The sequence below is a fragment of the Kitasatospora saccharophila genome (assembly GCF_039529925.1).
GTDB lineage: Bacteria > Actinomycetota > Actinomycetes > Streptomycetales > Streptomycetaceae > Kitasatospora > Kitasatospora saccharophila.
This window is the reverse complement of record NZ_BAAANS010000022.1, coordinates 55280-70472: the sequence shown is the minus strand read 5'-3', so window position 1 is coordinate 70472 and position 15193 is coordinate 55280. Positions and strand designations below refer to the sequence as shown.

Annotated in this window: 14 protein-coding genes; 7 read left to right on the top strand and 7 right to left on the bottom strand. The window is 75.1% G+C overall.

From position 1 onward, the window contains the following. Window positions 1-16 precede the first annotated feature (16 nt). Window positions 17-628, top strand: a complete 612-nt coding sequence (locus ABD345_RS17650; protein ID WP_344553168.1) for a nucleoside triphosphate pyrophosphatase — start codon at window positions 17-19, stop codon at window positions 626-628. A 7-nt stretch (window positions 629-635) separates the two neighbouring features. On the opposite strand, the gene ABD345_RS17645 is transcribed toward ABD345_RS17650, so the two are convergent. Then, complete coding sequence (locus ABD345_RS17645; protein WP_344553167.1) at window positions 636-1388, bottom strand: hypothetical protein; 753 nt, start codon at window positions 1386-1388, stop codon at window positions 636-638. A 266-nt stretch (window positions 1389-1654) separates the two neighbouring features. Between ABD345_RS17645 and ABD345_RS17640 the strand changes: the two genes are divergently transcribed. Both ABD345_RS17640 and ABD345_RS17635 read left to right on the top strand, forming a co-directional pair. Further along, window positions 1655-2407, top strand: a complete 753-nt coding sequence (locus tag ABD345_RS17640; RefSeq protein ID WP_344553166.1) for a hypothetical protein — start codon at window positions 1655-1657, stop codon at window positions 2405-2407. Window positions 2408-2625: 218 nt separating this feature from the next. Further along, window positions 2626-4401 carry an acetyl/propionyl/methylcrotonyl-CoA carboxylase subunit alpha gene (locus ABD345_RS17635; protein ID WP_344553164.1) on the top strand — a complete coding sequence of 592 codons (1776 nt, stop codon included), beginning with the start codon at window positions 2626-2628 and terminating at the stop codon, window positions 4399-4401. A gap of 97 nt (window positions 4402-4498) precedes the next feature. Here the strand turns inward: ABD345_RS17635 and ABD345_RS17630 are convergent, their stop codons facing one another. The 4 genes from ABD345_RS17630 to ABD345_RS17615 form a co-directional block, all read right to left on the bottom strand. Further along, complete coding sequence (locus ABD345_RS17630) at window positions 4499-5851, bottom strand: condensation domain-containing protein (RefSeq protein ID WP_344553163.1); 1353 nt, start codon at window positions 5849-5851, stop codon at window positions 4499-4501. Window positions 5852-5944: 93 nt separating this feature from the next. Continuing rightward, the gene (locus ABD345_RS17625; protein ID WP_452176582.1) at window positions 5945-6847 is read right to left on the bottom strand and encodes a DeoR/GlpR family DNA-binding transcription regulator; all 903 of its coding nucleotides are present in this window, start codon (window positions 6845-6847) and stop codon (window positions 5945-5947) included. A gap of 197 nt (window positions 6848-7044) precedes the next feature. After that, entirely contained in the window at window positions 7045-8499 is a 1455-nt protein-coding gene (locus tag ABD345_RS17620; RefSeq protein ID WP_344553160.1) for an NAD(P)H-quinone dehydrogenase, read from the bottom strand. 55 nt (window positions 8500-8554) lie between these two features. After that, window positions 8555-9115 carry a hypothetical protein gene (locus ABD345_RS17615; protein WP_344553158.1) on the bottom strand — a complete coding sequence of 187 codons (561 nt, stop codon included), beginning with the start codon at window positions 9113-9115 and terminating at the stop codon, window positions 8555-8557. Window positions 9116-9248: 133 nt separating this feature from the next. Between ABD345_RS17615 and ABD345_RS17610 the strand changes: the two genes are divergently transcribed. The 3 genes from ABD345_RS17610 (at window position 9249) to ABD345_RS17600 (ending at window position 12950) form a co-directional block, all read left to right on the top strand. Continuing rightward, window positions 9249-9686: a gamma-glutamylcyclotransferase family protein gene (locus tag ABD345_RS17610; RefSeq protein ID WP_344553156.1), complete on the top strand. Its 438-nt coding sequence runs from the start codon at window positions 9249-9251 to the stop codon at window positions 9684-9686. Between the two features lie 216 nt (window positions 9687-9902). Beyond that, complete coding sequence (locus ABD345_RS17605; RefSeq protein ID WP_344553155.1) at window positions 9903-10730, top strand: purine-nucleoside phosphorylase; 828 nt, start codon at window positions 9903-9905, stop codon at window positions 10728-10730. Between the two features lie 522 nt (window positions 10731-11252). Further along, a complete protein-coding gene (locus ABD345_RS17600; protein ID WP_344553154.1) occupies window positions 11253-12950 on the top strand; it encodes a phospho-sugar mutase in 1698 nt (565 codons plus the stop codon). Window positions 12951-12957: 7 nt separating this feature from the next. Here ABD345_RS17600 and ABD345_RS17595 read toward each other — a convergent pair whose 3' ends face one another. After that, a complete protein-coding gene (locus tag ABD345_RS17595) occupies window positions 12958-13617 on the bottom strand; it encodes a DUF3710 domain-containing protein (RefSeq protein ID WP_344553153.1) in 660 nt (219 codons plus the stop codon). Window positions 13618-13628: 11 nt separating this feature from the next. Then, window positions 13629-13958, bottom strand: a complete 330-nt coding sequence (locus ABD345_RS17590) for an ArsR/SmtB family transcription factor (protein WP_344553152.1) — start codon at window positions 13956-13958, stop codon at window positions 13629-13631. Window positions 13959-14060: 102 nt separating this feature from the next. Between ABD345_RS17590 and ABD345_RS17585 the strand changes: the two genes are divergently transcribed. Continuing rightward, complete coding sequence (locus tag ABD345_RS17585) at window positions 14061-15050, top strand: quinone oxidoreductase family protein (protein ID WP_344553151.1); 990 nt, start codon at window positions 14061-14063, stop codon at window positions 15048-15050. Window positions 15051-15193: the final 143 nt, after the last annotated feature.

The following is a 15193-nucleotide window of genomic DNA, read 5'->3' as shown; positions in this document are numbered from 1 at the left end:
CGCTAGGCTTTCCCGCATGACCGCTCGCCGCCCGCTGGTTCTCGCGTCCGCCTCCCCCGCCCGGCTGGGCCTGCTGCGGCAGGCGGGCCTGGATCCGCTGGTGCGGGTGAGCGGGGTGGACGAGGACGCGCTGAGCGCCGCGACGCCGGGCGAACTGGCGCTGGTGCTGGCGGTGGCGAAGGCCGAGAAGGTCGCGGGCGACCTGGCCGCCGAGCCGGGCGAGCCGCCGCTGGTGGTCGGCTGTGACTCGGTGCTGGAGCTGGACGGCGTCGCGCTGGGCAAGCCGGCCGACCCGGCACAGGCGCTGGAGCGCTGGCGCTCGATGCGCGGCCGCGAGGGCGTGCTGCGCACCGGCCACTGCGTGATCGACACCGCGACCGGGCGGCGGGCGGCCGCGACCGCCTCGACCACCGTCCGGTTCGGCACCCCGGACGACGCCGAGGTCGCCGCGTACGTCGCCTCCGGCGAACCGCTGCACGTGGCCGGGGCGTTCACCCTGGACGGCCGTTCGGCACCGTTCGTGGAGGGGATCGACGGCGACCCCGGCAACGTGATCGGCCTGTCGCTGCCGCTGCTGCGCCGCCTGCTCGCCGAGCTGGACGTGCGCATCACCGACCTGTGGGCCTGATCCCCGCTCAGCCCGTCGCGGGGGCGTGCTTCGCCAGGTAGCCGAGCACGTCGGGCAGCGCGCCGTCCTGGAGCAGCGGGGCGCCGTGGTTGCCGCCGGGGTAGATCTTGAGCTGCTTGTCCTCGGCGACCGAGGCGTCGTAGAGGGCCTTGGCGTTGTCGTTGAACGGGCTGTCGGTCTGCTCGGCGGCGAAGTACGTGGGCGTCCTCACCGTGGTGACCGCGAGCGCGGCGTTGAACAGCGGGTACGAGCTGGGCGAGCTGAGCGAGACCACGGCCTTGACCGGCAGCGGGTTGTCGAGCTTGGCGGCGACCAGCGAGGCCGCCGCGCCCTTGGAGGCGCCGACCAGCGCGACCGCGCCGACGCCCTTGCCCTGGTAGTAGCGTTCGGCGGCCTTGATGCCCTCGGTGACGTCGCCCGAACAGGTGAAGGCGAGCACCGCGTAGCCGGCCCCGGTGAACGCGTCGAAGGCGGGCGCCCATTCGCACAGCGAGCCGTCGGCCTGGTGCGAGAAGACCACCCCGACCTTGGCGTGCCCGGCGTCGGAGTCCCGGTAGAAGGCGTCCAGGTAGTTCCCGGCGGCGGTGCCGCCGTCGAGGCTGAAGGAGCCCTTGGCGGCCTGCTCCGCGGTGACGCAGCCGTAGGTGTCGGCGCTCGGACTCGGCGCGGCCTTCCCGGCCCCGGATCCGGAGCCGCCGGAGCAGGCGGTGAGCAGCAGCGCGGTCGCGGCCAGCGCGACGGGCAGCGTGGAACGTTTCACGTTTCCCCCGTGAATCGTACGAATGGTGCGGTGGTGGCTGTGACGCTAGGGAGCGGCCCGAGCCGGGTCAATGGTCTGGACCGTTCCGTTACCGCGGTGGCCGCCGGGGGTCCGCGCGGCGAAAACGGAACGGACGGCTCCGTTTTCCGGGTGCGGAATCGGACAGAACCCGGCCCGCACATCTGTTGCAGAGTTCCACTCCCCTTGGACCTGGCCGCCGTTAGGCTGACGCAGCCGGAACGGAGAGGAGCGACGAGGAGCGGAAGATGACCGATGGAGTGCTCAACGTCGTTCTGGGACTGGTCGCTTCGGCGATCAGCGCCGGGCTGGGCTGGCTGGCCCAGACCGTGCGCCGCCGGCGCCGGCTGGGGCGGGAGCGGGCCTTCTTCGGCCTGCCCGCGGCGGGCGAGGCCCTGCTGGTGGTCAACCGCCAGCCGTCCGCGCCGGACGTGAAGAGCGTGGCCCGCGACGACGTGTACGCGTTGATGGAGCTGGCCGCGCTGGTGCGCGAGTGCGGCGCGCGGGCGACGCTGACCGGGCACGACGAGGTCCGGCAGGGGCTGGGCGACAAGACGGAGTTCTGCGTGGGCGGCCCGGTCGGCAACAAGCGGACGGCGGCCCACCTGGAGTCCTGGCTGCCCGGGGTGGCGTTCGTCAGCCCGCCCGCCGAGGCCGGGCACCCGGTGCACACCCTGGTGGTCGGCTCGCGCGAGTTCCGGTTCCTGACCTCCCGGGAGGAGCCCGGCCAGCGGGCGCACGTGCTGCTGGCCCGGGTGCACCTGCGCGAGGGCGGCCGGCCGGTGTTCGTGATAGCCGGGCAGACCGCGGTGTCCAACCACGCGGGGGCCCGCTACCTGGCCGCCCACCACCGGACGCTGGCCCGCGCGCACGGCCGGGACGGCGCGTTCGCGGTGGTGCTGCGGGTGGTGAACGCCCGGGCCTACGGGCCGGACGTGGTCGAGTTCGAGGCCGACGTGACGGCCGCGGCGACCACCCGTCCCCAGCCGGCGGCCGCCTGATCCGACCGGTGTGGCGAAGGCCACCCTCCTTCCCGCGGACGCCCCGGCCACCCCGCCGCGCCCGCTCCCGCCGCCCGTCACCCGGGGTGTGCCGCCAACGGCCGCCGCTCGTACGGGAGTCCGGCAACCGAGCGTGTGAGCACGCTCACCACCAGGGACTACTCGCCGGTAGCGCCCTCCAATCCATAGACTCGACGAGGTTCGAGAAGGGAGCCACAGTGCGCAAGGTGCTCATCGCCAATCGCGGAGAAATCGCCGTCCGCGTCGCCCGAGCCTGCCGGGATGCGGGAATCGCCAGCGTCGCCGTGTACGCGGAGCCTGACCGGGACGCGCTGCACGTGCGGGCGGCCGACGAGGCGTACGCGCTGGGCGGCGACACCCCCGCGACCAGCTACCTGGACATCGCCAAGGTCCTCAAGGCGGCCGCCGACTCCGGCGCGGACGCCGTCCACCCCGGTTACGGCTTCCTCTCCGAGAACGCCGACTTCGCCCAGGCCGTCATCGACGCGGACCTGACCTGGATCGGCCCGCCGCCGCAGGCCATCCGCGACCTCGGCGACAAGGTCACCGCCCGGCACGTCGCCCAGCGCGCCGGCGCCCCGCTGGTGGCCGGCACCGCCGAGCCGGTGTCCGGTGCCGACGAGGTGGTGGCCTTCGCCGCCGAGCACGGCCTGCCGGTCGCCATCAAGGCGGCCTTCGGCGGCGGCGGCCGCGGCCTGAAGGTCGCCCGCACGCTGGAGGAGATCCCCGAGCTGTACGAGTCGGCGGTCCGCGAGGCGGTCGCCGCGTTCGGCCGCGGCGAGTGCTTCGTCGAGCAGTACCTCGACAAGCCCCGGCACGTCGAGACCCAGTGCCTGGCCGACCAGCACGGCAACGTGGTGGTCGTCTCCACCCGCGACTGCTCGCTGCAGCGCCGGCACCAGAAGCTGGTCGAGGAGGCGCCCGCGCCGTTCCTCACCGCCGAGCAGAACGCCGAGCTGTACCGGGCGTCCAAGGCGATCCTGCGCGAGGCGGGCTACGTCGGCGCCGGCACCTGCGAGTTCCTGGTCTCCCAGGACGGTCTGATCTCCTTCCTGGAGGTCAACACCCGCCTGCAGGTCGAGCACCCGGTCTCCGAGGAGGTCACCGGCCTCGACCTGGTCCGCGAGATGTTCCGGATCGCCGACGGCGAGGAGCTGGGCTACGACGACCCGGAGGTCCGCGGCCACTCCTTCGAGTTCCGGATCAACGGCGAGGACCCGGGCCGCGGCTTCCTGCCCGCGCCCGGCACCGTCACGCTGTTCGCCCCGCCGTCCGGCCCGGGCGTCCGGCTGGACGCGGGCGTCGAGTCCGGCTCGGTGATCGGCCCGGCCTGGGACTCCCTGCTGGCCAAGCTGATCGTCTCCGGCGCCGACCGCAAGCAGGCCCTGCAGCGGGCCAAGCGCGCCCTGGAGGAGTTCAAGGTCGAGGGCATGGCCACCGCCATCCCGTTCCACCAGGCGGTCGTCACCGACCCGGCCTTCGCCCCCGAACTCACCGGCTCCGCCGACCCGTTCACCGTCTTCACCCGGTGGATCGAGACCGAGTTCGACAACACCATCCCGCCGTTCGCGGGCGCCGGCGCCGACGGCGAGGAGCCCGAGGGCCGGGAGACCGTGGTGGTCGAGGTCGGCGGCAAGCGGATCGAGGTCTCGCTGCCCTCCTCGCTCGGCGTCTCCGCCGCCCCCGCCGCCGGTGGGTCCGCCGCGAAGGCCAAGCGCCGGGCCGGCGGCAAGAAGGCCGCCTCCGCGGTCTCCGGCGACACCCTCGCCTCGCCGATGCAGGGCACCATCGTCAAGGTCGCCGTCGAGGAGGGCCAGGTCGTCGCCGAGGGCGAGCTGATCGTGGTCCTGGAGGCGATGAAGATGGAGCAGCCGCTCAACGCCCACAAGGCCGGCACCATCGTCGGCCTGACCGCCGAGGTCGGTGCCTCCGTCTCCAGCGGCGCCGCGCTCTGCGAGATCAAGGACGTCTGAGCGTCGCCGACCCCGTGAAGGGCGGCGGGAGTCCACGGACTCCCGCCGCCCTTCCGGCTGTTCGGCCGCCCTTCCGGCTGTTCGGCCGCCCTTCCGGCTATTCGGCCGCGCCGAGCACCAACGCCTCGACCCCGCACAGGAACCGCGCCATCCGTTCGCGGTCGAGCAGCGCGCCGTCCGCCACCATCCGCAGCTCGACCGCGCCCGGCACCACCACCACGTCCACCGCGACGGACACCCCGGGACGGGCCGGGAACTCGCCCGGGAAGCTCAACTCCCGCTCCCCGGCGGCCCCCTGGGCGGGCGCGTCGGCCATCAGCGCGGCCAGCGGGTCCCGGGTGTCGTTCCAGAACACCGAGTGGTCGGCCAACTCGACGCCGGCGGACCGCAGTTCGTCCAGCTCGGCGTCCAGCTTCGGCTTGTCGTAGCCGGAGTGCCGGTACGCGGTGAGCGCCGGGCCGTGCGCGCGGCGGACCGTCCCGGCGAAGTCGTCGGCCAGCTCCGGGAGGTGGAACAGGCCCTCCTGGGCGAGCGTGGTGACGGCGTCGGCGGCCTGCTCGGTGAACCGGTTGCCGACCACCACCTGGCACAGGAAGGCGCGCTGCCCGCCCAGCCGGGCCAGTTCGGTGGCGGCGGCGGCCAGCAGCACCGTGGCGTCACCGGTGCGCAGCCGGGCCGCGGCCACCGGGAGGGCGGCGGCCAGCGCCGGGGAGCGCAGCACCGCGTACGGGAAGGTCCGGTCCGGGTCCGGTTCGCCGTCCGGGCGGGGCAGCAGGGTCCGCGGTCCGGCCGCCAGCTTCTCCCGCCAGTGCCGGCGGGCGGCGGCGTCCCGGCGGCGGCCGCGCGGCGAGCGCTGCTCGGCGGCCTCCTCCAGCGGCTGGGCGAACTCCCGTTCGGCGCGCAGCCCGTGGGCGGTGCGCCCGGCGGCCAGCAGCATCAGGTCGCGGACCATCCGGCGCATCCCCCAGCCGTCCGCGGCGGTGTGCGAGAGCACCACGACGGCCTGCCGGACCAGGCCGTCGACCAGCACCAGGCCGAGCCGGACCGGCCACTCGCGGGCCGGGGCGAAGGGCCGCCGGGCGTACTCGTCGAGCAGTTCGGCGGCCGCCGCGGCGGCCTCCCCGGCCGTCTCCCGGTGCAGCAGCGCCACCGGGAGGGTGCCGTCGGCGTCCACCACCTGGACCAGGTCGCCGTCCTCCTCGACCAGCCGGGTGCGCAACGCGTCGTGCAGGTCGAGCAGTTCGGCGTAGGCGCGGAGCACCGCGTCCGGCGCCATGCCGGGGTCGACGGGGGCGGCCAGCCGCAGGTTGTAGCGGGGCGCGTCGGCGCCGAGCCGGACCAGGGCGGAGTGGATGGCGCGCTGCCCCCAGGTCGCGGGGCCGCGGCCGCCGCGGGCCCGACGGACCGTCAGTTCTGTCGTGCGGTCGAGTGATTCGCTCGCTGCGTCCATGGGCGCAGACGCTACAAGCGGCCCGGTCGGGGCGGCCAGGGGTCGGCGGCGGGCGGGCCGGAACCGGTCAGCGGGGCGCCCCGGGGCGCCCCGTCAGCGGATCCGCTCGGCCAGCCGGGCGGCGGGCGGCAGCGCCCCGTGCGGGGCGGCCGGACGGCGCTGGCCGGGCAGCGGGCTGCCGGGGGCCGGACCGGACGGCCCGGCGCCCCGCCGGGCGGCCTGCTGGTGCGCCCCGGACTCGGCGGCCAGGCCGAGCGAGGCCACCGAGACCTGCACCCCGCAGTCGGCGAGCGCGTGCTGCTCGCGGGAGGTGAGGTCGTCCAGCAGGGTGCGCTCGTCGGTGACCAGCCGGGTGATCGCCTCGGTGGCGACGGTCTGGAACATGCTGTCGGTGCCGAGCTTGGTGTGGTCGGCCAGCACGATCACCTCGTTGGCGGCCTGCACCAGCGCCCGGTCGACCGAGGCGGAGAGCATGTTGGCGGTGGACAGGCCGCGGTCGGCGGTCAGGCCGCTGCCGGAGATGAACGCCTTGGTGACCCGCAGCCCGGCCAGCGACTGCTCGGCGCCGCTGCCCACCAGGGCGTAGTTGGAGCCGCGCAGGGTGCCGCCGGTCATCACCACCTCCACCCGGTTGGCGTGCGCCAGCGCCTGGGCGACCAGCAGCGAGTTGGTGACCACCGTCAGCCCCGGCACCCGGGCGAGCCGGCGGGCCAGCTCCTGGGTGGTGGTGCCGGCGCCGACCACGATGGCGTCGCCCTCCTCGACCATGTCCGCGGCGAGGTCGGCGATGGCGCTCTTCTCGGCGGTGGCGAGGTGGGTCTTCTGCGGGTAGCCGGGGTCACGGCTGAACCCGCCGGGCAGCACCGCGCCGCCGTGGCGGCGGTCGAGCAGCCCTTCGGACTCCAGCGCCCGGACGTCCCGGCGGACGGTGACTTCGGAGGTCTGGACGACGCGGGCCAGCTCACGGAGCGACACGGCTCCGTTGGCGCGCACCATCTCAAGGATCAACTGGCGACGTTCTGCTGCAAACACAGGACCGACGGTAACCCGAGTGACCGTCTGCTTTCAGGCGTTTGCACCTGGTAACGGGATTTGCTCACCTCGGAACGGCGCACGACCGTACAATGCGCGCTCCGCCGCCCGGGTGAGCCGGGCGGCGCACGCCCGGCTCGTTCCCGTGCTCCCGCACTCCCCTAGGAGCCCGCGCCCTCGCGCTTGCGGATGTGCAGCTGGCGGGCCGCCTCGGCGGTCGAGCCGGACAGCGAGGGGTAGACCGTGAACGCGCTCGCGACCTGCTCCACCGTCAGGTTGTTGTCCACCGCCAGCGAGATGGAGTGGATCAGTTCGGAGGCGCGCGGGGCGACCACCACGCCGCCGACCACGATGCCGGTGCCGGGGCGGGCGAACAGCTTCACGAAGCCGTCCCGGATGCCCTGCATCTTGGCCCGCGGGTTGCCGCGCAGCGGGAGCTTGACCTCGACGGCGTCCATCTTCCCGCAGGAGACGTCGGCGTGGGTGTAGCCGACGGTGGCGATCTCCGGGTCGGTGAACACGTTGGACGCCACGGTCTTCAGGTTCAGCGGCTGCACCGCGTCGCCGAGCGCGTGGTACATCGCGATCCGGCCCTGCATGGCGGCCACCGAGGCCAGCATGAAGACGCCGGTGCAGTCGCCGGCCGCGTACACGCCGGGGGCGGAGGTGCGGGAGACCCGGTCCACCTGGATCTGGCCCCAGTCGTTGACCGCGACCCCGGCCTCCTCCAGGCCCAGGTCCGCGGTGTTGGGGATGGAGCCGACCGCCATCAGGCAGTGCGTGCCGGTGATCACCTTGCCGTCGGCCAGGGCCACCTCGACCCGGTCGCCGACGCGCTTGGCGCTCTCGGCCCGGGAGCGGCTCATCACGTTCATGCCGCGGCGGCGGAACACGTCCTCCAGCACCTCGGCGGCGTCCGGGTCCTCGCCGGGGAGCACCCGGTCGCGCGAGGAGACCAGCGTGACGTTCGAGCCGAGCGCCTGGTAGGCGCCGGCGAACTCGGCGCCGGTGACGCCGGAGCCGACCACGATCAGCTCGCGCGGCAGCTCCTCCAGGTCGTACACCTGCGTCCAGGCGAGGATCCGCTCGCCGTCCGGCTGGGCGTCGGGCAGCTCGCGCGGGCGGACGCCGGTGGCGATCAGCACCGCGTCGGCGCGCACCGACTCGACGGCGCCGTCGGCGAGTTCGACCAGCACCTCGCGGGAGCCGTCGATCGCCTGGCCGCCGGTGCCGAGCCGGCCGCGGCCGCGCAGCACGGTCACCCCGGCGCGGGTGACGGCCTGGGTGATGTCGTGCGACTGGGCGATCGCCAGCCGCTTCACGCGCCGGTTGACCTTGCCGAGGTCGACGCCGACCACCCGGGCCGGGTCGGCCGCGTCCGGCGTGCCGTCCGCGACCAGGATGCCGAGTTCCTCGTAGGAGCTGTCGAAGCTGGTCATCACCTCGGCGGTGGCGATCAGCGTCTTGGACGGCACGCAGTCCGTCAGCACCGCCGATCCGCCCAGACCGTCGCGGTCGACGACGGTCACCTCCGCGCCGAGCTGGGCGGCCACGAGGGCCGCCTCGTATCCGCCTGGTCCGCCACCGATGATCACGATCCGAGTCACGTGCCCCATTGTCCCGCATGCCGGAACCGATTCCACGCCGGGGCCGTTGTTGTTCCCCTCCCCGCTACCCGGTCTGCCGGATCGAGGCGCTCACCAGCAACCCGCCGGACACCGTGTAGGTGCCCTCGTAGGTCTTCGTGCTGCCGTCGGTCTGGACCGCGTAGATCACCGCGCGGACCTGGCCGGAGCCGAACTCGCTGCTGGTGCCCAGGTAGATCTTCGCCGTGGTGGCGTAGCCCTTCACCCAGCCGTCGTAGTCGCTGCCGCCGATGTTCCTGCCGCCCAGCGCCCAGGCCGCCGCGTAGTCGTGGTCGGTGATGTCCTCGTAGTACTGCGTGACCACGGCGGTGGCGCTGGTGAGCGTCGGGTTGCCGCCCTTCGCGGTGGTGACCGTGACGGTCGGGTTCGGCGTGGCGGTGACGGTCTGCGGCGTGACGGTGACCGTCGGGGTGGGCGTCGGCGTGACGGTGACGGTCGGCGTCGGGGTGGGCGTCGCGGTGACGGTCACCGCGCCCGGCGGGCTGGCCCCCGCCGAGCCGCCGCCGTCGGACCCGCAGCCGACCGCGGTCGCCAGCAGCACCGCCGCCACCGCCGAGGCACCCGCCACCACCGGTAGTTGTCGCATCAGGACGCTCCCGTCCGGCGCGCACCCCGCCCCCGGCCCGGCGGGTTCGCCCGCGGGGTGAGACCTCCCTCCACGGTAGGCCCGCCCCGGACGCGCAGCCCGGTGGACCGTTCCGCTCCCGTAGGCTGGCGCCATGTCGCTCTACGCCGCCTACGCCACCAACCTCGACGCCCGGCAGATGTCCCGGCGCGCCCCGCACTCCCCGCTGCGCGGCACCGGCTGGCTGCCCGGCTGGCGGCTGACCTTCGGCGGTGAGCAGCTCGGCTGGGAGGGCTCGCTGGCCACCGTGGTGGAGGACGAGAAGGAGGAGGTCTTCGTCTCGCTGTACGACGTGGCCCCGATGGACGAGGAGGGCCTGGACCGCTGGGAGGGCGTGCAGCTCGGCATCTACCGCAAGGTGAAGCTGCGCGCGCAGACCCTGGACGGCGAGGTCGCGGTCTGGACGTACGTGCTGAACGACTACGAGGGCGGGCTGCCCGCCGCCCGCTACCTGGGCCTGATCGCGGACGCGGCGGAGAGCGCCGGCGCCCCCGACGACTACGTGCTGGACCTGCGCCGCCGGCCCTGCTGACCGCCGGGGCGGTCCCGCCGCCGCCCGCCGCCGACGGCCCCACGGACGCCCCCGCCGACGGCCCCCGCGTCCCGCCGGGCGCCGTGGTGGGTTCCGCCGGGAACCCTTGCCCCCGCGGGGACGAATGCCGTTCTTCCACGCAATCCGGGTAACGATCCGGCATGGCCTGGGCGTGCTGTCTACGCGCGTAGGCAGATTTGACCTATCCTCGATCGCGTGAACGCATCTCCTCAGACGGTCGCCCCCGCCGACCCCTACGCCGCCGCCCGGGCCGCCGCCGACCGGCTGCGCGAACTCACCGGCGCCGAGCGCCACGACGTCGCCCTGGTGATGGGCTCCGGCTGGGTGCCGGCCGCCGACGCCCTGGGCGAGACACTCGCGGAGTTCCCGGTCACCGCCCTGCCCGGGTTCCCCGCCCCCTCGGTGGCCGGCCACGCCGGCACCATCCGCTCGGTGCGGATCCCCGGCGGCGAGCGCCGGGCCCTGGTCTTCCTCGGCCGCAACCACTACTACGAGGGCCACGGCGTGGCCACCGTGGTGCACGGCGTGCGCACCGCCGCCGCGGCCGGCTGCCGCACGGTCGTGCTCACCAACGGCTGCGGCGGCCTGCGCGACGGCTGGGTCCCCGGGCAGCCGGTGCTGATCAGCGACCACATCAACCTGACCGCGGACTCCCCGATCGTCGGCGCCAACTTCGTCGACCTCACCGACCTGTACTCCAAGCGCCTGCGCGCCCTGTGCCGCGAGATCGACCCGTCCCTCGACGAGGCCGTGTACGTGCAGTTCCGCGGCCCGCACTACGAGACCCCGGCCGAGGTCAACATGGCCCGGGTGATCGGCGGCGAGCTGGTCGGCATGTCCACCACGCTGGAGGCCATCGCCGCCCGCGAGGCCGGCGCCGAGGTGCTCGGCATCTCGCTGGTCACCAACCTGGCCGCGGGCATCACCGGCGAACCGCTCAACCACGCCGAGGTGCTGGAGGCCGGCAAGGCGTCCGCCGAGCGGATGGGCGCGCTGCTGGCGAAGGTCCTGGAGCGGATCTGACACCCCGGCGGGCGAACTCCCGCCCCGGGCCGCCCGCCTGACGGAGAATCGGGGGATGTGGCGAGCAGCAGCACGGGGCGGCGGGGCGGGAGCCGGACCGCCGCACCGGGCCGGGGCCGGGGCCGGAGGCGGAGCAACGGCGGCCCCCGCGCCGCGCCCGGGCGACCGGGCCGGAGCACGCGGGACCGCGAAACAGGTTCCGCGCACCGGACCGGACCGGGCCGTCGGACGCGGCGCGGAACCGAGCCGTCCGGGCCGGGCACCGGGACCACGAAGCCGGTCCCGGAGCAGCGCCGACCAGGTCGGCGGCACCGCGGCCGTGCCGCCCGCCGGACCCGGCGGGTCCTCCCCCGGCGGGCGCCGAAACCCGGCCCGGCCCGGTCCGAGGCGCCCGGGTCACGGCCTCCGCACCGCGCCTCACCGCACGCACCCGTCCTCGCTCCCGTCCCCACCCGCCGCACCTCTCCTCCTCGTCCTCACACCTTTCGTCCTCTCGTCCTCACACCCCAGGGAGCGGGCCGCATGTCGCAGGCACCCACCAACGACCTCCTCGACCGGGCCCGCGCCTGGCTGGCCGAGGACCCCGACCCGGAGACCCGCGCCGAGCTGACCGCGCTGCTGGCCGCCGCCGAGGGCCCGGAGGCCGAGGGCGAGGAGCGGATCGCCTGGTCCCGACTGGCCGAACGCTTCGCCGGGCGGCTGCAGTTCGGCACCGCCGGGCTGCGCGGCGAACTGGGCGCCGGGCCGACGCGGATGAACCGGGCCGTGGTGATCCGGGCCGCCGCCGGACTGGCCGGGTACGTCCGCCAGCACCCCGAGCTCGGCGACCTGGTGGTGATCGGCTACGACGCCCGGCACAAGTCGCACGACTTCGCCCTGGACACCGCCGCCGTGGTGGTCGGCGCCGGCCTGCGCGCCGCGCTGCTGCCGCGCGCGCTGCCCACGCCCGTCCTCGCCTTCGCGATCCGGCACCTGGGCGCGGCGGCCGGCGTGGTGGTCACCGCCAGCCACAACCCGCCGCAGGACAACGGCTACAAGGTGTACCTGGGCGACGGCTCGCAGATCGTCCCGCCCGCGGACGCGGACATCGCCGCCGAGATCGACGCGCTGGGCGCGCTCGCCGACGTCCCGCGCGCCGAGGGCGGCTGGGAGGTGCTCGGCGAGGACGTGCTCGACGCCTACCTGGCCCGCGCCGTCTCCGTCCTGGACGCCGACGGCCCGCGCGAACTCACCACCGTCTACACCCCGCTGCACGGCGTCGGCCGCGACGTGCTGCTCGCCGCGTTCGCCGCCGCCGGCTTCCCGGCCCCGACCGTGGTCGCCGAACAGGCCGAGCCGGACCCGGACTTCCCCACCGTCGCGTTCCCCAACCCGGAGGAACCCGGCGCGATGGACCTCGCCTTCGCCACCGCCCGCGCGGCCCGCCCCGACCTGGTCATCGCCAACGACCCGGACGCCGACCGCTGCGCCGTCGCCGTCCCCACCCCGGACGGCGACTGGCGGATGCTGCGCGGCGACGAGGTCGGCGCCCTGCTCGGCGCGGCCCTGGCCGCCAAGACCGCCGACGGCGTCTTCGCCACCACCATCGTCTCCTCCACCCTGCTCGGCAGGATCGCCGCCGCGGCCGGGCTCGGCTACACCGAAACCCTCACCGGCTTCAAGTGGATCGCCCGCGCCGAGGGCATCCGCTACGGCTACGAGGAGGCGCTCGGCTACTGCGTCGACCCGGACGGCGTGCGCGACAAGGACGGCATCACGGCCGCCCTGCAGATCGCCGAACTCGCCGCCGGCCTGGGGCGCGACGGCCGCACCCTCACCGACCTCCTCGACGACCTCGCCCTCGCGCACGGCCTGCACGCCACCGACCAGCTCTCCGTCCGGGTCGAGGACCTCTCCGTCATCTCGGACGCGATGGCCGCCCTCCGCGAGAAACCCCCCGTCGAACTGGCCGGCCTGACCGTCACCCGCGCCGACGACCTCACCGCCGGCACCCCCGACCTCCCCCCGACCGACGGCCTGCGCTACCTCCTCACCGGCCCGTCCGTCACCTCCGCCCGGGTCGTCGTCCGCCCCTCCGGCACCGAGCCCAAGCTCAAGTGCTACCTGGAGGCCGTCCTCCCGGTCCCCACCCCCGCCGACCTCCCGGCCGCCCGCGCCGCCGCCCAGGCGCTGCTGGACGCCCTCAAGCAGGACTTCGCCACCGCCGCGGGCCTGGCCTGACGATCCGTCACCACCACCGGTCGGCGAGGGGGAGCGGGCCGGTGGTGGTGGCCGCGCCCCCGTCGGGCACCCGGAGCAGGACGGGCTTGAGGTGCAGGCCGGGCTGGAAGGACCCGAACCCGACGGGGGAGGCGGGCACGACGGTCGGCACGGCAGACGGCGCCACCACCGTTCCGGCGAAGAAGGCGTAGGACCAGTCCGCCGGGCCCCGATCGGCACCCACCCCGCTGGCCACCGCCCGCAGCATCCAGCCCGGGCCGTCGCAGCCGAACACCGAGAAGGACGTCCAGGCCGGGCGGCCGGTGGTGAGGACCTCCCCGAGCACTTCGCAGCGCGGCTCCGCTCCGTACGGCCCGGCGCACTCGCGGGCCTCCCCGCCCATGTCGAGCACATTCGCCGCGAACCCCTGCCGGACCTCCGCCCAGGCGTCGCTCCGCTGGGCGTGCCACGCCTGGAGTCGCAGGGCCCGGGGGCTCCGGGCCACCGTGACCGACACCACCTGGTCGGAGTTCCGGGGGACGCCGACCCGGACCTCCTCGCCGGGCAGCAGCGGGACCAGCAGCCCGCCGAGGTCGGCGAGCTCCGTCCGCGGCCGACCGCCCTCCCGCACGTCCCACGGCCCGGCGTCGATCCCCCGGCGTCCGCCCTGAGCCCCGTCGAGCCCCAACTCGGCCTCCTCTAGCCGCCGTTCCGGTACGCGGCGACCACCGTGCTCAGCAGGCCCGGGAAGCGCTCCTCCAGGTCGACCGCGCGCAGCGTGGTCAGCCGGCGGTTGGCCTCCTCGCGCTGGCGGATCACGCCCGCCTCGCGCAGCACCTTGAAGTGGTGGCTGAGGGTGGACGGCGCGACGTCCACCGGGAAGGTGCCGCAGGCCCGTTCGGGCTCGTCGCTGAGCGTCCGGACGATGGTCATCCGGGTCGGGTCGGACAGCGCGTGCAGCACGTCCAGCAGGTCGATGTCGGCGGTGTCGGGGTGCTGCACCTCGCGGCGGCGGGCGGACCGGGGCACGGGACGCCTCCTTCCAGGGATGTTCGACAGATCTCGAAGATGCGTGGTATCAATTTCGACGTTCGTAGAACATCGTAGAGGCAGACGCCCCAGGGGGGAACCATGCGCGCACTCGTCATGACCGAAGCCGGCGGCTCCGAGCACAGCCACGTCCTCGACGTCGAGGCCCCCGAGCCCGGCCCCGGCCAGGTCAGCATCCGGGTCACCCACGCCGGGCTCAACTTCGTCGACGTGATGGCCCGCCGCGGCGACGGCGGCTACGGCGCCGCCTGGCCGCACCACCCCGGCAAGGAGGTCGCCGGCACCGTCCTCGCCCTCGGCGAGGGCGTCACCCACCTCGCCGTCGGCACCCCCGTGGTCGCCGCCACCCGGGCCGGCGGCCTCGCCGAGATCGCCGTCGCCGACGCCGTCCTCACCGTCCCCGTCCCCGCCGGCGTCCCGCTGGAGGCCGCCGCCACCGTCCCCCTCGGCCTCGCCACCGCCCTGCTGCTGCTCACCGACGCCGGACGCCTCGCCCCCGGCGAGAGCGTCCTCGTCCACTCCGCCGGCGGCGGCATCGGCACCGCCGTCGCCCGCCTGCTCCCCCACCTCGGCGGCGGCCGCCTGCTCGGCACCGTCGGACGCCCCGAGAAGGCCGCCGCCGCGCTGCGCCACGGCTACCACGCGGTGCACGCCCGCGGCACCGACCCCGCCGACCTCGCCGCCCGCCTGCGCGCGGCCAACGACGGACGCGACATCGACCTCGTCCTCGACCCGCTCGGCACCGCCGCCGTCGACCTCGACCTCGACCTGCTCGCCCCCGGCGGCCGCATCGTCCTCTTCGGCAACGCGGGCGGCGGCACCCCCGACCCCCTCCCGGCCTACCCCCGGCTGCTCGCCGCCAACGCCACCCTCACCGCCTTCAGCCACAACGGCCTGCTCACCCGCGCCCCCGCGAAGGTCGCCGACGCCATCCGCCGCACCCTCGACCTGCTCGCCACCGGCACCCTCGACACCCCGGTGACCGTCCTCCCCGGCCTCACCGCCGTCCCGGCCGCCCACGACCTGCTCGCCAGCGGCCGGGGCGAGGGCAAGTACGTCGTCGCCGTCTGAGTGGGACGAGAACGGCGGAGCGCGAAATCGGGGGCTCGGGGAACGGCGAGCCCGTGGCTGCTGCGGGTTCACTGCCGTTGCGCGCGTCTGCTTCTGGTTCTTGTCACTACACGCAGCAGCACAGACTCGCCGTTCCCCGAGCC